This is a genomic window from Streptomyces sp. NPDC001056 (genome assembly GCF_053598955.1).
This window is the reverse complement of sequence record NZ_JBSFLI010000003.1, coordinates 98,810-116,831: the sequence shown is the minus strand read 5'-3', so window position 1 is coordinate 116,831 and position 18,022 is coordinate 98,810. Positions and strand designations below refer to the sequence as shown.

At 71.7% G+C, this 18,022-nt stretch carries 13 protein-coding genes; 4 read left to right on the top strand and 9 right to left on the bottom strand.

Features of this window, described 5'->3' with window-relative positions; genetic code table 11:
• Positions 1-753: IPT/TIG domain-containing protein (locus ACWDD7_RS05265; RefSeq protein WP_450456427.1), on the bottom strand; the 753-nt coding region annotated here is incomplete at its 3' end.
• Positions 754-1,433: 680 nt separating this feature from the next.
• Positions 1,434-1,922, bottom strand: a complete 489-nt coding sequence (locus ACWDD7_RS05260; protein ID WP_450456426.1) for an ATP-binding protein — start codon at positions 1,920-1,922, stop codon at positions 1,434-1,436.
• A gap of 1,232 nt (positions 1,923-3,154) precedes the next feature.
• Here ACWDD7_RS05260 and ACWDD7_RS05255 point away from each other — a divergent pair.
• The 4 genes from ACWDD7_RS05255 (at position 3,155) to ACWDD7_RS05240 (ending at position 12,281) form a co-directional block, all read left to right on the top strand.
• Positions 3,155-3,562, top strand: coding sequence for a hypothetical protein (locus ACWDD7_RS05255; RefSeq protein ID WP_450456425.1), 408 nt, complete (start codon positions 3,155-3,157; stop codon positions 3,560-3,562).
• A gap of 514 nt (positions 3,563-4,076) precedes the next feature.
• Entirely contained in the window at positions 4,077-4,292 is a 216-nt protein-coding gene (locus ACWDD7_RS05250; RefSeq protein ID WP_450456424.1) for a DUF5988 family protein, read from the top strand.
• 138 nt (positions 4,293-4,430) lie between these two features.
• Positions 4,431-5,711 carry a beta-ketoacyl synthase N-terminal-like domain-containing protein gene (locus ACWDD7_RS05245; RefSeq protein WP_351876942.1) on the top strand — a complete coding sequence of 427 codons (1,281 nt, stop codon included), beginning with the start codon at positions 4,431-4,433 and terminating at the stop codon, positions 5,709-5,711.
• A 243-nt stretch (positions 5,712-5,954) separates the two neighbouring features.
• Complete coding sequence (locus ACWDD7_RS05240) at positions 5,955-12,281, top strand: SDR family NAD(P)-dependent oxidoreductase (RefSeq protein WP_450456423.1); 6,327 nt, start codon at positions 5,955-5,957, stop codon at positions 12,279-12,281.
• A gap of 114 nt (positions 12,282-12,395) precedes the next feature.
• Here the strand turns inward: ACWDD7_RS05240 and ACWDD7_RS05235 are convergent, their stop codons facing one another.
• From ACWDD7_RS05235 to ACWDD7_RS05205, 7 genes are all read right to left on the bottom strand, one after another.
• Positions 12,396-12,875 carry an Ig-like domain-containing protein gene (locus tag ACWDD7_RS05235; RefSeq protein ID WP_450456422.1) on the bottom strand — a complete coding sequence of 160 codons (480 nt, stop codon included), beginning with the start codon at positions 12,873-12,875 and terminating at the stop codon, positions 12,396-12,398.
• Between the two features lie 102 nt (positions 12,876-12,977).
• Complete coding sequence (locus tag ACWDD7_RS05230) at positions 12,978-13,229, bottom strand: IPT/TIG domain-containing protein (RefSeq protein WP_450456421.1); 252 nt, start codon at positions 13,227-13,229, stop codon at positions 12,978-12,980.
• Between the two features lie 538 nt (positions 13,230-13,767).
• On the bottom strand, positions 13,768-13,959 hold the full coding sequence (locus ACWDD7_RS05225; protein ID WP_450456420.1) for a hypothetical protein: 192 nt from the start codon (positions 13,957-13,959) through the stop codon (positions 13,768-13,770).
• 49 nt (positions 13,960-14,008) lie between these two features.
• Positions 14,009-14,806 carry an AfsA-related hotdog domain-containing protein gene (locus ACWDD7_RS05220; protein ID WP_450456419.1) on the bottom strand — a complete coding sequence of 266 codons (798 nt, stop codon included), beginning with the start codon at positions 14,804-14,806 and terminating at the stop codon, positions 14,009-14,011.
• A gap of 18 nt (positions 14,807-14,824) precedes the next feature.
• A complete protein-coding gene (locus ACWDD7_RS05215; protein WP_450456418.1) occupies positions 14,825-15,859 on the bottom strand; it encodes an aldo/keto reductase in 1,035 nt (344 codons plus the stop codon).
• On the bottom strand, positions 15,856-16,578 hold the full coding sequence (locus ACWDD7_RS05210; protein WP_450456417.1) for a thioesterase II family protein: 723 nt from the start codon (positions 16,576-16,578) through the stop codon (positions 15,856-15,858). Before ACWDD7_RS05210 ends, ACWDD7_RS05215 begins: the two co-directional genes overlap by 4 nt.
• A 29-nt stretch (positions 16,579-16,607) precedes the next feature.
• A complete protein-coding gene (locus ACWDD7_RS05205) occupies positions 16,608-18,017 on the bottom strand; it encodes a class I adenylate-forming enzyme family protein (RefSeq protein WP_450456416.1) in 1,410 nt (469 codons plus the stop codon).
• Positions 18,018-18,022: the final 5 nt, after the last annotated feature.

Below are 18,022 nucleotides of genomic sequence, written 5' to 3'. Positions count from 1 at the left end.
GGCCGGCGTGAGACCGGTGAGAACGGTGCCGGTCGGGTCCACCACGACCCCGGTGGCCGGCACACCGTTGAAGGTGACCGAGGCACCGGTGAGGTTGCTGCCCACGATGGTGAACGCCGTGCCACCGGCGACCGGACCGGTGATCGGTGCGAGCAGGATCACGACCGGCCCGGGGGGCGCGACGTAGGTGAAGCCGCCCGTGACGGTGGTGCTGCCGCCGGGAGTGGTGACCACCACCGGCACGTTGCCCGCGGCACCGGCCGGCGTGAGACCGGTGAGAACGGTGCCGGTCGGGTCCACCACGACCCCGGTGGCCGGCACACCGTTGAAGGTGACCGAGGCACCGGTGAGGTGGCTGCCCACGATGGTGAACGGCGTCCCCCCGGTGGTGGGTCCGCTCGTCGGGATCAGCGAGATCACGGTCGGCGCGGCGGGCGCGACGTAGCTGTACATGGCCGGGGCACTCGAACCGCCCGCGTTGGTGACGACGACCGGCACGGTGCCCGCGGCGTGGGCCGGCGCCATCACGATGATCAGCAGGCCGACCGGGTCCTGGAACAGGATGCCGGCCGGGGTGCCGCCGAACGTCACCGAGGAGGCGTTGGCGAGCCCCGACCCCAGGATGAGGACCGGGTTGCCGCCGCTGGTGGGGCCGGAGTTCGGGATGAGGGCCCCGATGGTCGGGGTGCTCGGCGGGAACGGGAACGGGAAGCCGGGAGGGAAGCCGGGGATCTGGGTAGCGGGCAAGGACATGGAGATTTCTCCTCAGAAAGGTGAATGGATCACGCACGTCGCCGTCGGCGGACCGCCCCGGACTCGGACGGCACGAAGCGACGGGCGGCCGCGTGCCGCAAACGGGGCGCTCGTCCACGGCGGCGCCTTGTACCGGACGCCGGGGGACGGGGAGACCGCGATTCCCCGGGGCTGACGGAGACCGCCGGCCGGGACCGCGTCACCGTGTCACCGGTGAGCGCGTTCGCCCCTCGCCGAGTCCGCGGTCGGGGTGAGGACCCACAGCGGCTCGGACAGGGGCGGACATCTCGCATGGCGACTCCCGGGACGTGGTACGGGGCCGTCCGCCAAGAGCGCCGTCATGTCGCGGCGCCGACGGATCCGGGTCCTCCACGGGGTGTCGTCCCCAGGGGACGGCAGGCTGTGAGCGCCCTGCCGTCCGCGGTGTCGTCCGCACGAAGTCGTACGAGAAACCGCAGGCCGCTTGCCCCGGGAAGGGATGGGCGGCCCACCGTTTGGGTGGATCCAGTACCGCATAAGGCTGTATTGCGTATCAACGGAGTCGACGCCGATTCACCCGACTGCCGTAACGGCCCGTGTGGCGAAAGGCTCCCCGTCACGGGGAAGGGCGCCTGGGCAGGGGGGAGGTTCCCCTGCCCAGGCGCCCTTCGCCCTCGTCCGAGGGATCACCTGTGCATGTCTCACATCAGATCGACGGTGGCCCACATCGTCCGGGTGCCGTCCGCTCCTCTGCGGGTGCCGAGCACGCCGGCGGAACTGGCGACGATCTCCAGCCCACGGCCGAACCCCGAGGTGTTGTGCCAGTGCTGGCCGACGGACTGCGTGCCCTGATCGCGCACCTGGATCCGAAGGTGGTCCTTGTTCCTGCGCAGACTCATGGTGATCACCGCGCTGCCGGTGTGGACGATGGCGTTCGTGGCGAGTTCGGTGCTGATCAGCAGGACGGTGTCGCAGATGTCCTCGTCCGTGAAGCGTTGCTGGTCGAGCCAGGAGCGGGTCAGGCTCCGGCAGATCGGGACGGCACGGTCCATGGCCGGGAGGCGGAAGGTGGCGGTGCGGGATCGGGGCCATAAGGTGGCCAGCGCCCGGGCGACCGGGGTGTCGGGCCATCGCTCGATCTCCTGGGGGGACAGCGTGACACGCGCGCATACACGTGGGGTCGTGGACATGACTCTCCTGGTGCTCGTGTAGGGGCACTACGGAGGGAATGCGCTGGTGTCCCCGGCGCTGCGCGTAACGCCGGGGACGCGGGTGAGTGAACTCCTCTTCGCGCGGGGCCGAGGGGCAGAGCGTGGCGCCGGCGTCGACGCGCGATGCGGGACGACGGCGCACGTGCGCAACGCCGTTCTCCGCTCTTCCCCCGTATGCTCCTCACCTTCGGCGATCGCCCTCTCTTGAGCGGGAGACGGCGAAACCGCCCGCACCCTCCTGGAGCGGCGGCCCTGTGAGCCCGCCATGGCCGGGTCATGGCATGCACGGCGGTCCGAGCAGCACGCTCCTGTTCCGCGGTGGCCAGAAGTCAGGCGTCAGCCGACGCCGGTACCGGCGCCGGCTGACGATCCAACTTCTCTCTGGGGGTGCCCATCGTGGCAAACCCCTCCTTCGGAGGGCGCCATGAAGCCCACGCGCCTCCTGGGTCGAGCAGCCACTCCCCCGGAGAGGACGGGCAGCCCACCGTTGGATGTAACCGTTATCGCCGAGCCGTCATGCGGCGGCAACAGCTGGCTGTGGAGTAGCACCCAAATGGCCTACTCAATGTGATTGGAAATTCGTTCCTGCATATCTGGTCCAGACGGCAACCAGCAAGCCGCGAGGGTGGGTCCGGTGCGGACTATACAAAGAGTGAAGTCCTCCAGTGAAGTTGTATTCCCAACCCCCCGCGCGATCAAGTGAGTCGCGTCGGCCTCGCACCCGAACCGGTCGATCGAAGTCGGGACTACCGCCGGAGCGGCGAGAGTTCACACGCTCCCCGACGGGACGTGTCGTACGCTTCTTGATCCACCGATTGCAACTAGACTGATCCATTGCGGAGTTGATCACCGCAATACGCAGGCGAAAGCACAACTGCCAGCTCAGGGCGCACATTTGGGCTCGGACCCGTGATTCGAAAGATCATGTGTCGACACGCGTACATTACTGCGATCGAGTGATACCGTGCAGCCACCCTTGAGATGCTGCTCATCGCCGTTGCTTTACTGGATTTACGAACCGGCGGGCCGCCCATCCCTTTCCGGGGACGTGACTGCTACCCGTTCCGGTCGTCACTCCAGGCGCACAGGTTGCGCGGCGGCCCAGGTGATTGTCGTTCCCAGAGCAGGCCGTCCTTCGGAAGACGCGGGACCGCTCCCCGTCGACTTCGTCGCCAATGAGCGCATGTGTCATCTCTCCAAGGAGTGTCAGCATGTTCCGTTCTCGCATCACCGCCGCCGCCGTCAGCGCCGTCATGGCGGCCGGCGCCGCCGCGGGCATCGCCCCCGTGGCCCTGGCGACCCCCGCGGCCGCAACCGCCTCGCCCTGTGTCAACGACCTGACGAGCGCGCAGACGTCCAACAACGCGGCCATCACCGCCGACCAGGCCAACGACACCCGGACCGCGCGCACCCACAATCTGTCCACCGCGGTCTCGCTCGTCGCGGCCCTGGGCGACTGTCTCGGGCAGCCGCAGGTCGTAGGGGCCAACGTCCTCACGGCGTCCGCGTCCAACGCCACCGCCGTCGTGTACAACCTGATCGGAGCGTCCGGGTCCGCCCTCGGCTCCGAGCAGGCGACCGCTTCCGCGATCACCCAGGCGCTGGCCGACGCGTCCTGACCGCCACCCCGACCGGGTGCCTGTGCCAAGGCACCCCTCCCCGCCCGGTGAGAGCCGGGCGAGCCGCCGCCGGACCGTCGCGTCTTCGGTCCGGCGGCCGGCCGGGCCGATGACAGGTCCCGGCTCTGCTGTCCGACACGGCTCGCGGTGGGCCGTCCGCCCGATGCGCTGGAGCCCGCGCGGCCCGGCCGCCGTCCACGCCCCTTCCGCAGCGCCGCGGCGCCCGACCGCCCCACGGCAACCGTCTTCGTCGGCGACGAGCGGCGGGCCCATCGATCGCACGGCGAGGTCATCATGCTGCATGCCGCCTTTTTCCGCTCCCTGTGCCGGGTCGGCCTCATGGCTTCCCGTTTCCTGTTTCCCGTTCTTTCCCGCGTGCCGTCCCTGACCGAGAGCGCGAACGCGTCACGTGGAAGCTCATGCGGGCGCATGTGCACACGTCACGGTGAAACCGAAGGGGCGGAGCAGGGGCGCTGATCGAGCCCCGCCCTCAACACCACCAGCGGAGGTGGACATGTCGAACACCACTCGGGTGATTCTTTCCGGAGGCCCCGACTGGATCTCCGTCCCCATCGTATGGGAAGTCAGGTCCCTGGAAATCGAGCCGAAAATCAAAATCCTCTGCGGGAACGCCTACGAACACTTCGAGTTCTCCGGCTCCTATTCCGTGCACGATGGCCGCCGATTGCCCCTGTACCGCTGGTGCCGCCGCACTTATGTGGCCGAATAACCCATCGCGGAATCCCGTCACAGAATCCCATCGCGGAATCCCATCGCGGAGTCCTGAAAGGAAAAGCGCCATGATCAAATCACAGCAGTCAAAGGGCGACTCGTGAGGCGCAGGACCGGTGGACGGGGCTGTGACGCCGTGGTCACCGGAATCGGGCTGTGTCTGCCGGGAGCCGGATCGCCGGTGCTCACCGCGGACGACCTCTGGCAAGTCGCCTCCACCGGAACGTCATGCCTCGTCAACAACGGCGTCTACTACGGCAGCGTCAACCTGTCCAGGCAGACATTCGAGGAACACGTTCCCGACATCCCCGAATTCTTCTCGCGCCACTACACGGACGCCCACCGCTTCGGTCTGATGTCCCTGGCCCAGGCGTGCGCGGACGCCGGTCTCGATGTCCAGCGCGACCTCCAGGACGCGGCCATCCTGGTGGGCCGCGGCGGGGTGGACGCCAACATCGACAGCTATCTCGCCGTCATGCGAGCCGACCCCGCGACCTATCCGGTCGCGGAGGCGCTGGAGATGTTCGTCGCGGCGGAACAGTCCGTCACCCCCTCGGACGTCGCGTTGGTCCAGGGCGGCCTCACCCGGTCCAAGGGCCCCAACTTCACCGTGTCGTGCGGCTGCGCGTCCTCCGCCCTGCAGATCGGCACCGCCCAGCGCATGATCGCCGCGGGTGAGGCCGACATCGCCGTGGTGACCGGGGTCGACGTCTTCAGCGTCACCCTCATCCGCAACATCCAGCGTCTGCTCAGCGGGGCCCAGCAGGCCTACGACGCCATGCGGTCCGAGGACATGCCCAGCCTCCTGCCCTCGTTCGACGCCCTGATGCGCCCGTACGACCGGCGGGCCGACTGCATCAACCACGGTGAGGGGTCCGCGACCGTCGTCATCGAGAGCCGCGAACACGCCTTCGCGCGCGGCGCCCGCCTGTACGGCCGGATCCTGTCGCAGAGCACCACACGCGACGGGCTCTCCAATCCGCTGGCCTGCGAGGACACCGGCAAGGCGCTCGTGTCCGCGGTGCGCCGGTGCCTCGGGGACACCTGGGACATCTCCGATGTGCCCTACGTCCACGGCGGCAGCGACGGCAATGTCATGGTGACGACGTTCGAGGCGAACGCGATCCGGGAACTGTACGGCCCCGCGTCGCGCGACCTCCTCATGACGTCGCAGGAAGGCTGCTTCGGCCACAACGGCGCCCCGGCCGGCTGTCTGGGAGTGGCCGTCACCCTGCTGATGATGAACCACGGCCAGGTGTGCCCCACCGCCAACTGTGAGGAGCCGGCGGACTGCCTGACCTTCGACCCGGTTCCGGGAACGACGCCCCGTTCCCTCGACTTCGACTACGCCTTCACCTTCAACTACCAGGTCGGCGGCGTGAAGAGCGCGATCCTCCTCGGCAGCCCCGAAGTCTGAACCCGGCCCCGCCCGTTCCCCGGCAGACGGCCCGTCACCGCCGGACCGAGGCGACCCCCGCGCGCGATGCCCCGTGAAGCCGACGGTCGCGCACGGCGCCGTACGGACGGCCGCCGACGCACAGGCACGTGCCGTTCCGGTGCGCGCCGGGCCCGTCTGCCGCCCGGCGGCCACGCCACACCGCCCCCGCTCTCCTGGAGGAGCGCACACCCTTCACCTCTCCCGTGATCGAAGGAGACTCCCGTGGTCAACGACAAGCACGGCCCTCGGCCCGCGAACGCGCCCGTCGCCATCGTCGGCATGGGCTGCCGGCTTCCCGGAGACGCCGACTCCCCGGCCGCTTTCTGGCGTTTACTGGTGAAGGGCCGCGACGCGGTGGGGGCGCCGCCGCCCGGCCGCGAGATGACCATCCTCGGGGACGGAGCACCGGCCGACGCGCGGTCGCGGTTCACCCGGGGCGGCTACCTCAGGGACGTCTCGCGTTTCGACGCGGACTTCTTCGGGGTCTCGGGCCGCGAGGCCGATGTCCTCGACCCCCAGCACCGCCTGCTGCTGGAGGTCATCTGGGAGGCCCTGGAACATGCCGGACTGCCTCCCGACGGACTCGCCGGCTCCCCGACGGGGGTCTTCACGGGACTCAGCTACAACGACTACATGGATCAACTGGCCGGTCAGCCGATGGAGTTGGAGGGCTCCATCCTGACGAACGGTCACTGCGTGGCCGCGGGCCGCATCTCCTACCTCCTCGGCCTGCACGGCCCCAGCATCGCCCTCGACACCGCGTGCTCGTCCTCCTTGGTGGCCTTCCACCTGGCGTGCGAGGCGCTGCGCCGCGGGGAGTGCGACCTCGCCCTGGCCGCCGGCGTCACGCTCATGCTCGCTCCCCGCATCACCCGGTCCTTCGTCCGGATGGGCATGCTCTCCCCCACCGGGCACTGCCGCACCTTCGACGCCGCCGCGGACGGGTTCGTCCGCGGCGAGGGCTGCGGCGTCGTCGTCCTCAAGCGCCTGGCCGAGGCCCGCAGGGACGGCGACCGCATCCTCGCCGTGGTCCGCGGGTCGGGGGTGAACCAGGACGGCCGCTCGGACGGCCTCGCCGCGCCCTCTCCCGCCGCCCAGCAGGCGCTCTACCGCTCGGTACTCGCCCGAGCCGATGTCGACCCGGCCCAGATCTCGCTGATCGAGGCCCACGGCACCGGCACCCCGGTGGGCGACCCCGTCGAGTTCGCCAGCCTGGCCGCCGTGTACGGCAACGGCCTCTCCCCGTGCGCCCTCGGGTCGGTCAAGACCAACCTCGGCCACCTGGAGCCCGCCGCGGGCATCACCGGGCTCATCAAGACCGTCCTGTGCCTCCAGCGCGGAACCATCCCTCCCAACCTGCACTTCAACCGCTGGAACCCGGCCATCGAGGCGGACGCCACCCGCTTCTTCGTCCCCCACGAGGCCACCCCGTGGCCGGGCAAGCAGCCGGTCAGGCTGGCCGCGGTCTCCTCGTTCGGCTTCTCCGGCACCAACGCCCACGTCATCCTGCAGGAGCCGCCGTCCTCCGCGCGCCGTGCCACCCTTCCCGCTCCCCGCCGGCCCCGGACCGCGGCACCGGAGGTGATCGTGGTCGCGGCAGGTTCCCACCGCGCCCTGCCGGCCGCCGCTCACCGACTGGCCGACTGGCTGGAGACCGACGGTGAGAACGTCCCGCTGCGGGATGTGGCCCACACCCTGGCCCTGCGCCGCAGCCCCGGCCGCGGACGCCTCGCCGTCGTCGCGCGTTCCCGCGGTGAGACCGTCGAGGCCCTGCGGATGTTCGAGAACGGCCTGACCCACGCGGGCCTCGTGTCCGGCACCGGCGACGTCACGGCCCCCCGGCGGCCCGTCTGGGTGTTCTCCGGCCAGGGCTCCCAGTGGGCCGGCATGGGCCGGGAACTGCTCGCCCACGACGAGGTGTTCGAGAAGGCGCTGACCGACGCCGACAAACTCATCCGCACCGAGGCGGGGTTCTCCGTCCTGGACCTGATCAGGGCCGGAGAACCCGTCACCGGGTGCCGGAAGGTGCAACCGACCCTGTTCGCCCTGCAGATCGCGCTGGCCGCGACCTGGCAGGCACACGGAGTCCTGCCCGCCGCCGTCATCGGCCACTCCATGGGAGAGGCCGCGGCCGCGGTCGTGGCCGGAGCCCTCACGCCCGCCGACGGTGTCCGGGTCATCTGCCGCCGGTCGGCGCTGCTGGAACGGATCGCCGGGACAGGGGCGATGGCCAGTGTCGGCCTGGACCGGGCCGGGGTGGACGCCGCTCTGGCCGACGCCGGGGCCGACGGTGTGTCCGTCGCCGTCCTGGCCGCGCCCGACACCACCGTCGTCTCCGGCGACGCCGACCAGATCGCCCATCTGGTCGACCGCTGGGGCCGGCGGGGGATCGCCGCCGTACCGATCGCGGTCGACGTCGCCTCCCACAGCCCGCACGTCGAACCGCTGCTGAGCGATCTGCGCGAGGCCCTGCTCGATCTGTCCCCCCGTCCGCCGCGTATCCCGTTCTACTCCACCGTGTCCGAGGACCCGCTCCAGCCCCCGGTGCTCGATGCCGACTACTGGTGCGACAACCTGCGCCGGCCCGTCCGCTTCCAGCCCGCCGTGGCCGTCGCCGCGCAGGAGCGGCACAAGATCTACATCGAGATCTCCCCGCACCCCGTGGTCACCCAGTCCCTCACCGAGAGCCTGGCCCCGCTGGTCCCCGACGCCGTCGTCCTCCCCACGCTGCGTCGCGCGGAGGACGAACCGACCACTTTCCGCACCCAGCTCGCCGCCCTCCACTGCCACGGCGGCACCGTCGACTGGTCCGCCCTCTACCGCGGCGGCAATCTGACCGACGCCCCCACCATCACCTTCGACCGCGCCCACCACTGGGCCGCCGGGCGGACGGCGCCCGCCGAGGCAGGCACGCTGCCCGGCCGGCACACCGAGATCCCCGGTGAGCAGGTCCGCCACTCCTGGCGCGCCACCGCTCCGGCCGATCACCTGCCCTGGCTCAACGACCACCTCGTGCACGGCACCGCCGTCCTGCCCGGCGCCGGATTCTGCGCCCTCCTGCACACCACGGCACAGACCGCACTCGCCGACGCCACGGAATCCACGGAGGTCGAGCTCCTCGACGTCACCTTCCACGACCTGCTGCCCCTCGACGGTGCCCCGGAAGTCAGCACCACCCTCACCCTCACGACCGGTGAACAGGCCGCCTGCGAGATCCACTCCCGCACCCCGGACGGCTCCTGGCAGTTGCACGCCTCGGCCGTCGCCCGTCGCGTCCTCGCGACGCAGGACGTCCGTGCCGCGTCCCTCTCTGAACTCGACCGCAAACACCCCGTCCCCCTCGTCCCCGCCGAGCTCTACGCCGGGCTGCGCGCCTGCGGGCTGGAACACGGCCCCGCGTTCACCGGCATCACCACGCTGCACACGACGAGGCGTCGCGACAGCCTGTGGGCCCAGATCGAGGTGCCGCCCACGGCCCGTACCCCCGAACACGGCCTGAGCGTGCACCCTGTCCTCCTCGATCTGTGCCTGCAGTTGCTGGTCGCCGGGGCCGGCCACGCCACCGCGCCCGGAGCGATCCTGCCGGTGCAGGTACGCCGGCTGCGCCTGCTCGGCGACCCCACCCGGGCCGTGCACGCCCACGCACGGGTCACCGAGAACAGCGACAGGACGCTCGCCGGGGACGTCCGCGTCCTGGACGCCGGCGGTCGGCCGGTCCTGGCGCTCGACGGCGTGCGGTTCGTCCGGCGCGCGCCGGCCGAAAGCGCTCCCGTCGACCAGTGGTTCATGGAACTCGGCTGGCACCGGGTCCCCCGTCCCCGCACCGCCGCCCCCGCGCCCGGGGACTGGCTCGTGGTGGGCGAGGGCGACGGCGAGGCGGAACGTCTTGCCGCGCTCCTGCGCACCGGCGGCGCCCGGGTCGAGGTGCGCGAGAACCCGCTGGACCCGGAGGGGCTCGGCACATGGGCCGAGACGTTCGGCCGGTACCTGGCCGCCGGCGACCGCGGCTGGCGAGCCGTCGTCCTGCTGTGCGGCACACCGCCCGCCCACCCCGTCGACGGCGCACAGCAGCGGGCACGGCGGCTGCTCGCACTCGCGCAGGCCGCCGACGAACACTGCCGGGACTCGCGGGTGTACGTCGCCACCCGGCAGGCGTACGCCGTCACCGCGGACGAGAAGGGCCACCCCGCGCACGGCACGGTGCGCGGGGTGACACGTGTCATGGCCGTCGAACAGCCCCGTCTGCGCCCCACGCTCGTCGACACCGATCCCGGTGAGGAGGGCCTGCGCACACTGGCCGCGGAACTCCTCGCCGACGCGCCGGAGGACGAGGTCGCCCTGCGCGGCGGGGTTCGGTACGTCGCCCGCGTCGCCCCCGCTCCCGTCACGGCGGGTGAACACACCGCCTGTTCCTCCCGGACGGTCCGGTTCGGCCAGGACGGGTTCCGCCTGCGCGTCGGACGGTTCGGCGACATCGGCAGCCTGGAACTGGCCGCGACCGGCCGGCGAAAGCCCCGCGAGGGCGAGGTCGAGGTGCGCGTCCAGGCCGCCGGGCTCAACTTCCGCGACGTCCTGACCTCGCTGGGCATGCTCGGCTCGGAGCGGGCCGCCGCCTACCGCATCGGCTTCGAGTGCGTCGGCACGGTCAGCGCCGTCGGCTCCGGTGTGCACCACGTCCGCTCCGGTGACACGGTGCTCGCCGTCCAGCTCCAGGGCGGCGCCTTCGCCTCCTTCGTCACCGTGCCGGCCACGGCCGTCGTCCCCGCGCCGCGGTCACTGGCACCCGCCACGGCGGCCGGTCTGCCGACGGCGTACCTGACCGCCTGGTACGCCCTGCACCACGTCGCCCGGCTCGTCCCCGGCGAACGTGTACTGGTCCACTCCGCCACCGGAGGCACGGGGCTGGCCGCGATCGAGGTGGCCCGCATGCTGGGCGCGGACGTCCTGGCGACGGCCGGTTCCGAGGAGAAGCGGCGGCACCTGCGCGGTATGGGGATCCGCTGCGTGATGGACTCCCGCACCCTGGACTTCGCCGAAGAGACCCGCCGGGCCACCGACGGGCAGGGGGTCGACGTCGTCCTCAACTCCCTGGCGGGCCCCGCCGTCCGCGCCGGACTCCAGAGTCTGCGGCCGTTCGGCCGCTTCGTCGAGCTCGGCGTGCGCGACATCATGGCCGACGCCGCTCTCAGGCTCGGCCCGATGCGGCACAACATCAGCTTCAGCGCCGTCGACCTCATCGAACTGCAGCAGCGCCGCCCGGACTTCTTCGCCGTGGTCCTGCGCGAGGTCATGAGCCACATCGCCGCCGGACGCCTCAAGCCCCTGCTGTGCACCGAGTACCCGCTCGACCGCGCGGCCGACGCCTTCCAGCTGATGGCCCGCGCCCATCACCTCGGCAAGGTCGTGCTGACCGTGCCGGACCGGGGAGAGGCCGAGGCCGTCCTGCCGGACGGTCCGCCCGTCGTACGCCCCGAGGGTGCCTACATCGTCACCGGCGGTCTCGGCGGTCTCGGACTGGCCACCGCGCGCTGGCTGGCCGAGCGGGGAGCCGGGCGCATCATCCTCAACGGCCGTCGCCCGCCGTCGCTGGAATGCGCGCGCGCCGTCAACGAACTGCCCGCGGACACCTCGGTCGTGCTCGGCGACATCGCGCGGGGCGGCACCGCCGAACGCCTGGTGGAGGCCGCCGTGAAGGGCGGCGTCCCCCTGCGCGGGATCGTGCACTGCGCCATGGTCCTGGACGACGCCGCACTGGCCACCGCCCGCGAGCACCAGCTGAAACGGGTGTGGGCCCCGAAGGTCACCGGCGCCTGGAACCTGCACAAGGCCGCGGCGGACCACCCGCTGGACTGGTTCGTCCTCTACTCCTCGATGAGTTCGCTGCTGGGCAACGCCGGACAGGGAGCGTACGCGGCCGCCAACTCCTGGCTGGACTCCTTCGCCACGTGGCGCACCCGCAACGGATCGCCCACCCTGGCCGTCGACTGGGGGCCCTGGGGCGAGACGGGACAGGCGACCGACTTCGCCGATCGTGGTTACGAGACGATCCCCACCCGTGAGGGCCTGGCGGCGCTGTACTCCCTGCTCACCCACCGGCGGGTCCAGACCGCGGTGATTCCCGGTCCGCCCCGGACCTGGATTCCCCGGGGGGCAGCGGGTTCCAGCCTGTTCGCCCTCCTCGCGGCGGAGGGTGCCCAGGCTCCCCAGGAGCCCGGACCCGGGGCCGGCGGCACGGACATCCGCGCCCGGCTCCAGGCCCTGCCCCCGGGCATCGCCCGGCAGACCGAGCTGGAGAACTACCTGACCGACCACATCCGGGCGATCCTGCGCACGGGCAGCACCACGCTGGATCCGCACACGCCCTTGAGGTCCCTCGGTTTCGACTCGCTGCTGGCCACCGAGTTGCGCATCCGGCTGGACACCGACCTGTCCGTCCGCCTGGCGAGCAACTTCGTCTGGCAGCACCCGACCGTCGCCTCGCTCGCCGCGGCGCTGGCGGCCCGCATGGGCCTGGCCCCGCAGGAGGAGTCGTCGTCCTCGGCTCCCTAGGCGTGCGGTCCCGGACGGCGCCGGCGCGCGCACCGGGAGCCTGACGGACGAGGGCCTTCCGGGCCCGGTCGTGGATCGCGGCATCGACGACCGGCGTCGGGAGGCCCTCGTCTCTCAGCGGACGGACACGCTGTTGTGGATGTCTCCCACGACGAAACCGATCAGGCTGCCGCAGGTCAGCAGGCACAGCCCCGGTGTTCCGCCGGGCGGCGGCGCCGGCGACGCCGAGACCTGGACGGTCGTGGTGCTGCTGGACGCGTCGCAGGCCTGGTTGCCGTTGTAGGCGGCGGTGATGGTGTGCGGGCCCGTCGTGGTGAACGACGTGGTGTACGTCGCCTGTCCGCCGGCTCCCACCGGCACGGTGCTCAGCAGGTCGCCGCCGTCGAAGAAGGACATGCCCAGGCCGCCGCTCGGGTCGGAGGCACACGTGACGGACGCGGTCAGCTGCACCGAGCCGCCGACGGTCGCCGTCGTCGGTGAGGCGGTGACGCTGGTGGACGACGGCACGGCGGCCGCCGGCGCGGCGGCGGCGAGGACGGCGGCCAGCGCCGCCGAGGTGGCGGCCCACCCGCCATGAGTACGTCTGTGCCTCACGATCAGCTCCTTTGACATGGATCATCTGCTTTACCGATGAAGCTCACGCTAGGAACCCGGGGACAGGTCGGACATGCAGCGGGCCTGGTCGGGTCAAGGCACTCAGTCGATCGTGTGAGCAAGCCCCGAAGCGGCCTGTGCCGTGGTGACGGTGATCTGGGCGTTGGCGATGGTGACCGCGCCGCTCACGGACGTGTTGCCGAAGGAGACGGTCGGTGCGCCGGCGAGGGCGCCGAACCCGGTACCGGTGATGACCACATCGGTACCGGCCGTTCCTCGGGTGGGGCTGATGGAAGTGGTGACGGGTGCTGTCGGAGTCCTCCTGTGAGGTCGGATGGTGAGTCGTGCCGGCACATCCAGACCAGCACCGTCCGCGAAGGCAGACAGCAGGCGGCGGCTGGGATCGCACCGCCGGGGGCGCTTGTGACCGAAGTTTCCGAGCCGAGGCGTCAAGGGGAATCGCCCCCCTCTTCAGGTGGCGCCCACCGTGACGTGTCCAGGACTTGAGAGGGACTTTCCGCTGCCTGCTGCGGCGGGCCCCCGAAAAGGCCGGGGGGAACGATCAAGCTCCGACCTGCACGTTCACGGCATCCGGCAGCTGACCGCGCCCTCTGGGAGTCCTCAGGTGCTTTCGGCCGGGTACGTGAACCACACCTCGACGGCGGATAGCCCACGTGCGCCGGCCTGCGGCATGAAGTGGGTGTACGTCCGGAGCGTGAACGCCGGATCGGAGTGCCCCGGCCACTTCGTGAGCGAGACGATCGATTCACCGGTGATCCATGTCATCTACCAGGGGTAACAGCTCGAACTGGTGGACGGACCAAGCTGGTTGGAGCACCGTGGACTCCGCTGTGGTACGGCGCCAACCAGTGGAGGTGCGTGCGTGTCGGAGTTACGGGCAGCCGGGTCCCCCTACGCGCGGGAGTTCAGCGCCGTCGTTCCCAGGCGGCCCGATCCCCTCGATCTCGACCTGGAGGAACGCGCCGAAGGCGGCCCAGGCGGCGTCCACGTCACGGACGCCGTCGGGCTCGACCCCGTGCTCGCCCAGGATCTCCGTGCGAACTCGTCCGCGCCGGACCCCCATGGAATGGGCATGCGGGATGCTGTCGCCGCCGTGGACCGGGACGTGCGGCTCAGCCCACGACGGCGACCCCGTCACAGACCGCTCGCCCGGACTGCACCGCGAGCACCTCGTATCTCCGCGTCCCGTCCGCACCGGCGGGGCGGAGGCGGAGGGAGCACGGGGCGTCGGGAACCGTGTAGCCCGTGAACCTGCTGGAGAGGTGCGTCACCTGGTCGCCGCCGGCGTGGTCGCGCACCAGCTCCAGCAGGGCCTCGGCGAGGGTCATCCCGGGTATGTGGTCCACCGGCGCGCCCCGGAAGGTCAGCTGGTCCGGGCGCGGACGGAACTCCCGTGCGGACGACCCGGTCCACGGCGGCGCGTCCGGCGCCGCCTCCCCCGGCGTGCCGCGGACGAACCGGTACACGGCCGGGGAGAGGAACGCGAAGTCCACCTGTCCGGTGCCCAGCGAGGCGTCCTCGGTGCGGACCTCGCCCCGGAAGCCCGCGCCGACCAGCCGTCCGCGGCGCAGGTCGGGGTCGAGGCAGTCGAGGCCGATCGTGATCGGGGTGCCCGGCGGCAGGGCGAGCGGGCCGGGGTCCGCGGGCTCGCAGGACAGGGACCGGAAGACGCAGTGATGGTCCCGGGGCACCCGGTAGGCCTCATGGGCGACCGCCAGGGCCGCGAGCCGTACCGCGTGCGCCAGGACCAGCGGCTGGTCGCCGCTGCCGTAGCGGGCCCCGACCTCGAAGCGGTGCTCGGCCCGTCGCCGCCAGCCGGCCGGGGTCAGACCGGACGCCGGGTCGGCCAGGTCGTCGGGGATCGCGTGGACCGCGGGCGCCGGCCGCTGCTCGTCGCTCGTGACGGACATGCCGTCCTCCTCTCGTCCTCAGTGCCCGCGTCGCCGCAGCGACGCGTCGGCGAGTTCCGGTGGGCTCCAGCCGCCGTCCTCCGGGTTGAGGGTGCGCCCCGGCGGGACGATCTCGTCGATCCGGTCGAGGACGTCCCGGGGGAGCCGTACGTCGGCCGCCCCCAGCTGGCTCTCCAGCTGCTCCATCGTGCGGGGCCCGACGATCGCCGAGGTCACGCCGGGATGCTCGGTGACGAAGGCGAGGGCGAGATGGATCAGACTGAGGCCCGACTCCTCTGCCAGCAGGGCCAGTTGCTCCACCGCGTCGAGCTTGCGCTGGTTCGCCTCGGTCGACATGTCGTACCGCTTGCCCCAGCGGCCGGCCCGCCCGGTCCCGGCGATCTCCTGGCCCTTGCGGTAGCGGCCGGTGAGCCAGCCGCCGGCCAGCGGACTCCACGTGGCCGTCCCCATGCCGTACTTGAGGCAGGTGGGCAGCACGTCCGTCTCGATCTCGCGGGCGAGCAGCGAGTACGGGGGCTGTTCGCAGACGAAGCGTTCACGGTGGCGGCGTTCGGCGGTCCACCGGGCCTCGACGATCTGGTGGGCGGGGAACGTCGAGCTGCCGAAGTAGCGGATCTTCCCGGCCCGTACGAGATCCGTGAGCGCGCCGAGGGTCTCGTCGATGTCCGTGTGCGGGTCGGGCCGGTGCACCTGGTAGAGGTCGATCCACTCGGTGCCCAGGCGGCGCAGGCTGTTGTCCACCGCCTGGTGAATCCAACGGCGGGAGTTCCCACGGGAGTTGGGGTCGACACCCATCGGAGAGTGCACCTTGGTCGCCAGGATCACGCGGTCCCTGCGGCCGGACATCGACAGGGCCTTGCCGACGATCTCCTCGGACTCGCCGCGGGAGTAGGAGTCGGCCGTGTCGACGTAGTTGATGCCCGCCTCCATCGCACGGTGGATGATGCGGACGGAGTCGTCGGCGCTCTTGTTGCCCCAGGAGCCGAACATGAGGGTGCCCAGGCAGAGGCTGCTGACGCGGACGCCGGTGGTGCCGAGGTGGCGGAACTTCATGCGGTGACCGCCTCCTGTGCCGTCCAGCCGGCCACCCGGGACGCGACGTGGTCGGGCCAGTCGTAGAGGAAGTAGTGGCCGCCGGTGAGGTGTTCGACCTCGACCGGGCCCGTGGTGTACGCCGACCAGCCGGGCAGCCGGTCGGGGTGCGTCATCTCGTCCTCGCGGCCCGCCAGGACGTGCACGGGCACGTCGACGCGGTGCGGCGGGTCGGCCGGGGTGTAGGCGTGCACCATGGCCTGGTCGTTGCGGATGATGTGCAGGAAGCCGTCGGCCATGGCGCGGCTGAGTCCCTGAGGGACTCCGCCCACGGAGCGCAGTTCCGCGAAGAGTTCGTCGTCGGGCAGCTTGGCCACCCGCTTGCCCCACTCGGTCTGCAGGTGCGGGGGGTTGCGGCCGGACACGATCAGGGTGTGCGGGGTGCGCAGGCCGGCGCGTTCGAGGTGGTGGACCATCTCGTAGGCGATCAGGGCGCCCATGCAGTGGCCGAGCAGGAAGAACCGGTCCGTGTCGAGCCGGTCGAGGAGCAGTCCGGCCAGGTCGGCGGCGGCCTGCGGCACCTCGGTGGCGAAGTCCTCCGAGCGGCGGGTGCCGCGCCCGGCGGGTTCGAGGGGGACCACGTCGATGTGGTCGGGGAACATGCGCTGCCAGGGCCGGAACACTCCGGCGGAGCCCCCGGCGTGGGGCACGCAGAACAGCTGGGTGCGGGGTGCGGTCACGGTGCCGCTCCTTTGCCTGTTGGTCCGGTTCACTTGTGCTGGACGGTCGCCGAGACGGGAACGACCGTGATCCCGGCGGGGCGTTCGCTGCGCAGCAGCAGCGGTCGCAGCGCCTCGTGGACCATGTCGTCGGTGACCAGGACCGGTTCGGAGGCGTGGACTTCGAGGTCGATGCGCGTCTCGCCGTCCGCGTCCCGGCGGACGCGGGGGATCGCGCGGGCGACACCGGGGATGGTCTGCGCGGCCTGCCGGACGGTGAAGAGGGAGACCTTCTCGCCGCGGACCACCACGAAGTCGGAGAGCCGGCCCCCGTAGTACAGGTAGCCGTCGTCGTCGCGCCGGAACAGGTCGCCGGTGGCGATCAGGCCGGGTTCCAGGAGCGGTTGGCGCGCGGCGGGGCCGACCTTGCGCAGCAGTGCCGTGTCGGTGGCCACCAGGAGTTCCCCGACGCCGTCCGGTCCGGGTTCGCGGATCGTGGCGCCGACGCCGGCGAGCGGCAGGCCCACCGACGCGTGCCAGTGCGCGGGTTCGGCGTGGGCGGCCAGCGTGGCCACCCGGGGCCCGGCCTCGGTGAGGCCGTAGGTGACGTACAGCTCGCCCGTGGGGTTGAGCGAGAGAAGACCGGCGACGTGCACCGGGTCCATCCGGTCGCCGCCGACCGCGAGCGACCGCAGCGGGGACGGCAGTCGTTCCCCCGTCTCCACCAACTGGCGGGCGATGGTGGGGGTGATGGAGGACGAGGTCACGCCGTGCCGGACGACGGCCGAACGGTAGCCGGCCGGGTTGAACGGCGGTCCGGAGATGACGAGCCCGGCCCCGGCCACCAGGGCGGTCAGGGCCTGGGCGACGATCGCGTACGAGTAGTAGAGCGGCAGCGTGATCAGCAGCCGGTCGTCGGCCCGCGTGCCCACCGCCGCAGCGTGCCGGCGCGCGTTGCGCAGTAGTGAGTCGACCCGGTGCAGACAGGCGCTGAACATGCCCGAGGTGCCCGAGGTGAGCATCAGCGCGTGGCCCGGTGCGTACGCCCCTTGCGGCCCGCCGGCCGTCAGGAGTACGGCCTGCTGCTCGCCGACCCGGTGCACCCGGTCGGCGCCGTAGCGGGACGGGTCGATGCGCGCGGCGACGAGCGCCCCGGCGTGCAGATGCCCGGCCAGGGCGTTGATGCGGGTGGACGGGGTCGAGGGGGCGACAAAGAGCGGGACGCAGCCGCCGAGGAGGACGGCGAAGTACTGCTTGAGCAGGTGGGTACCGTTGGCGAGGGCGATGACGACGGGGGTTCCCTCGCGCAGCCCGAGGCGCGCGAAGTCGGCCGCGACGGTGTCGAAGTCGGGGCCGTCGGGCACGTCGCCGGGCCGGCCGAGGTCGAGGGTACGCGCGAGCAGCGAGACGACGTCGTCCCGGCTGATGCCCAGGTCCACGGCGGGAGGTCGAGTGAGCATGGGAG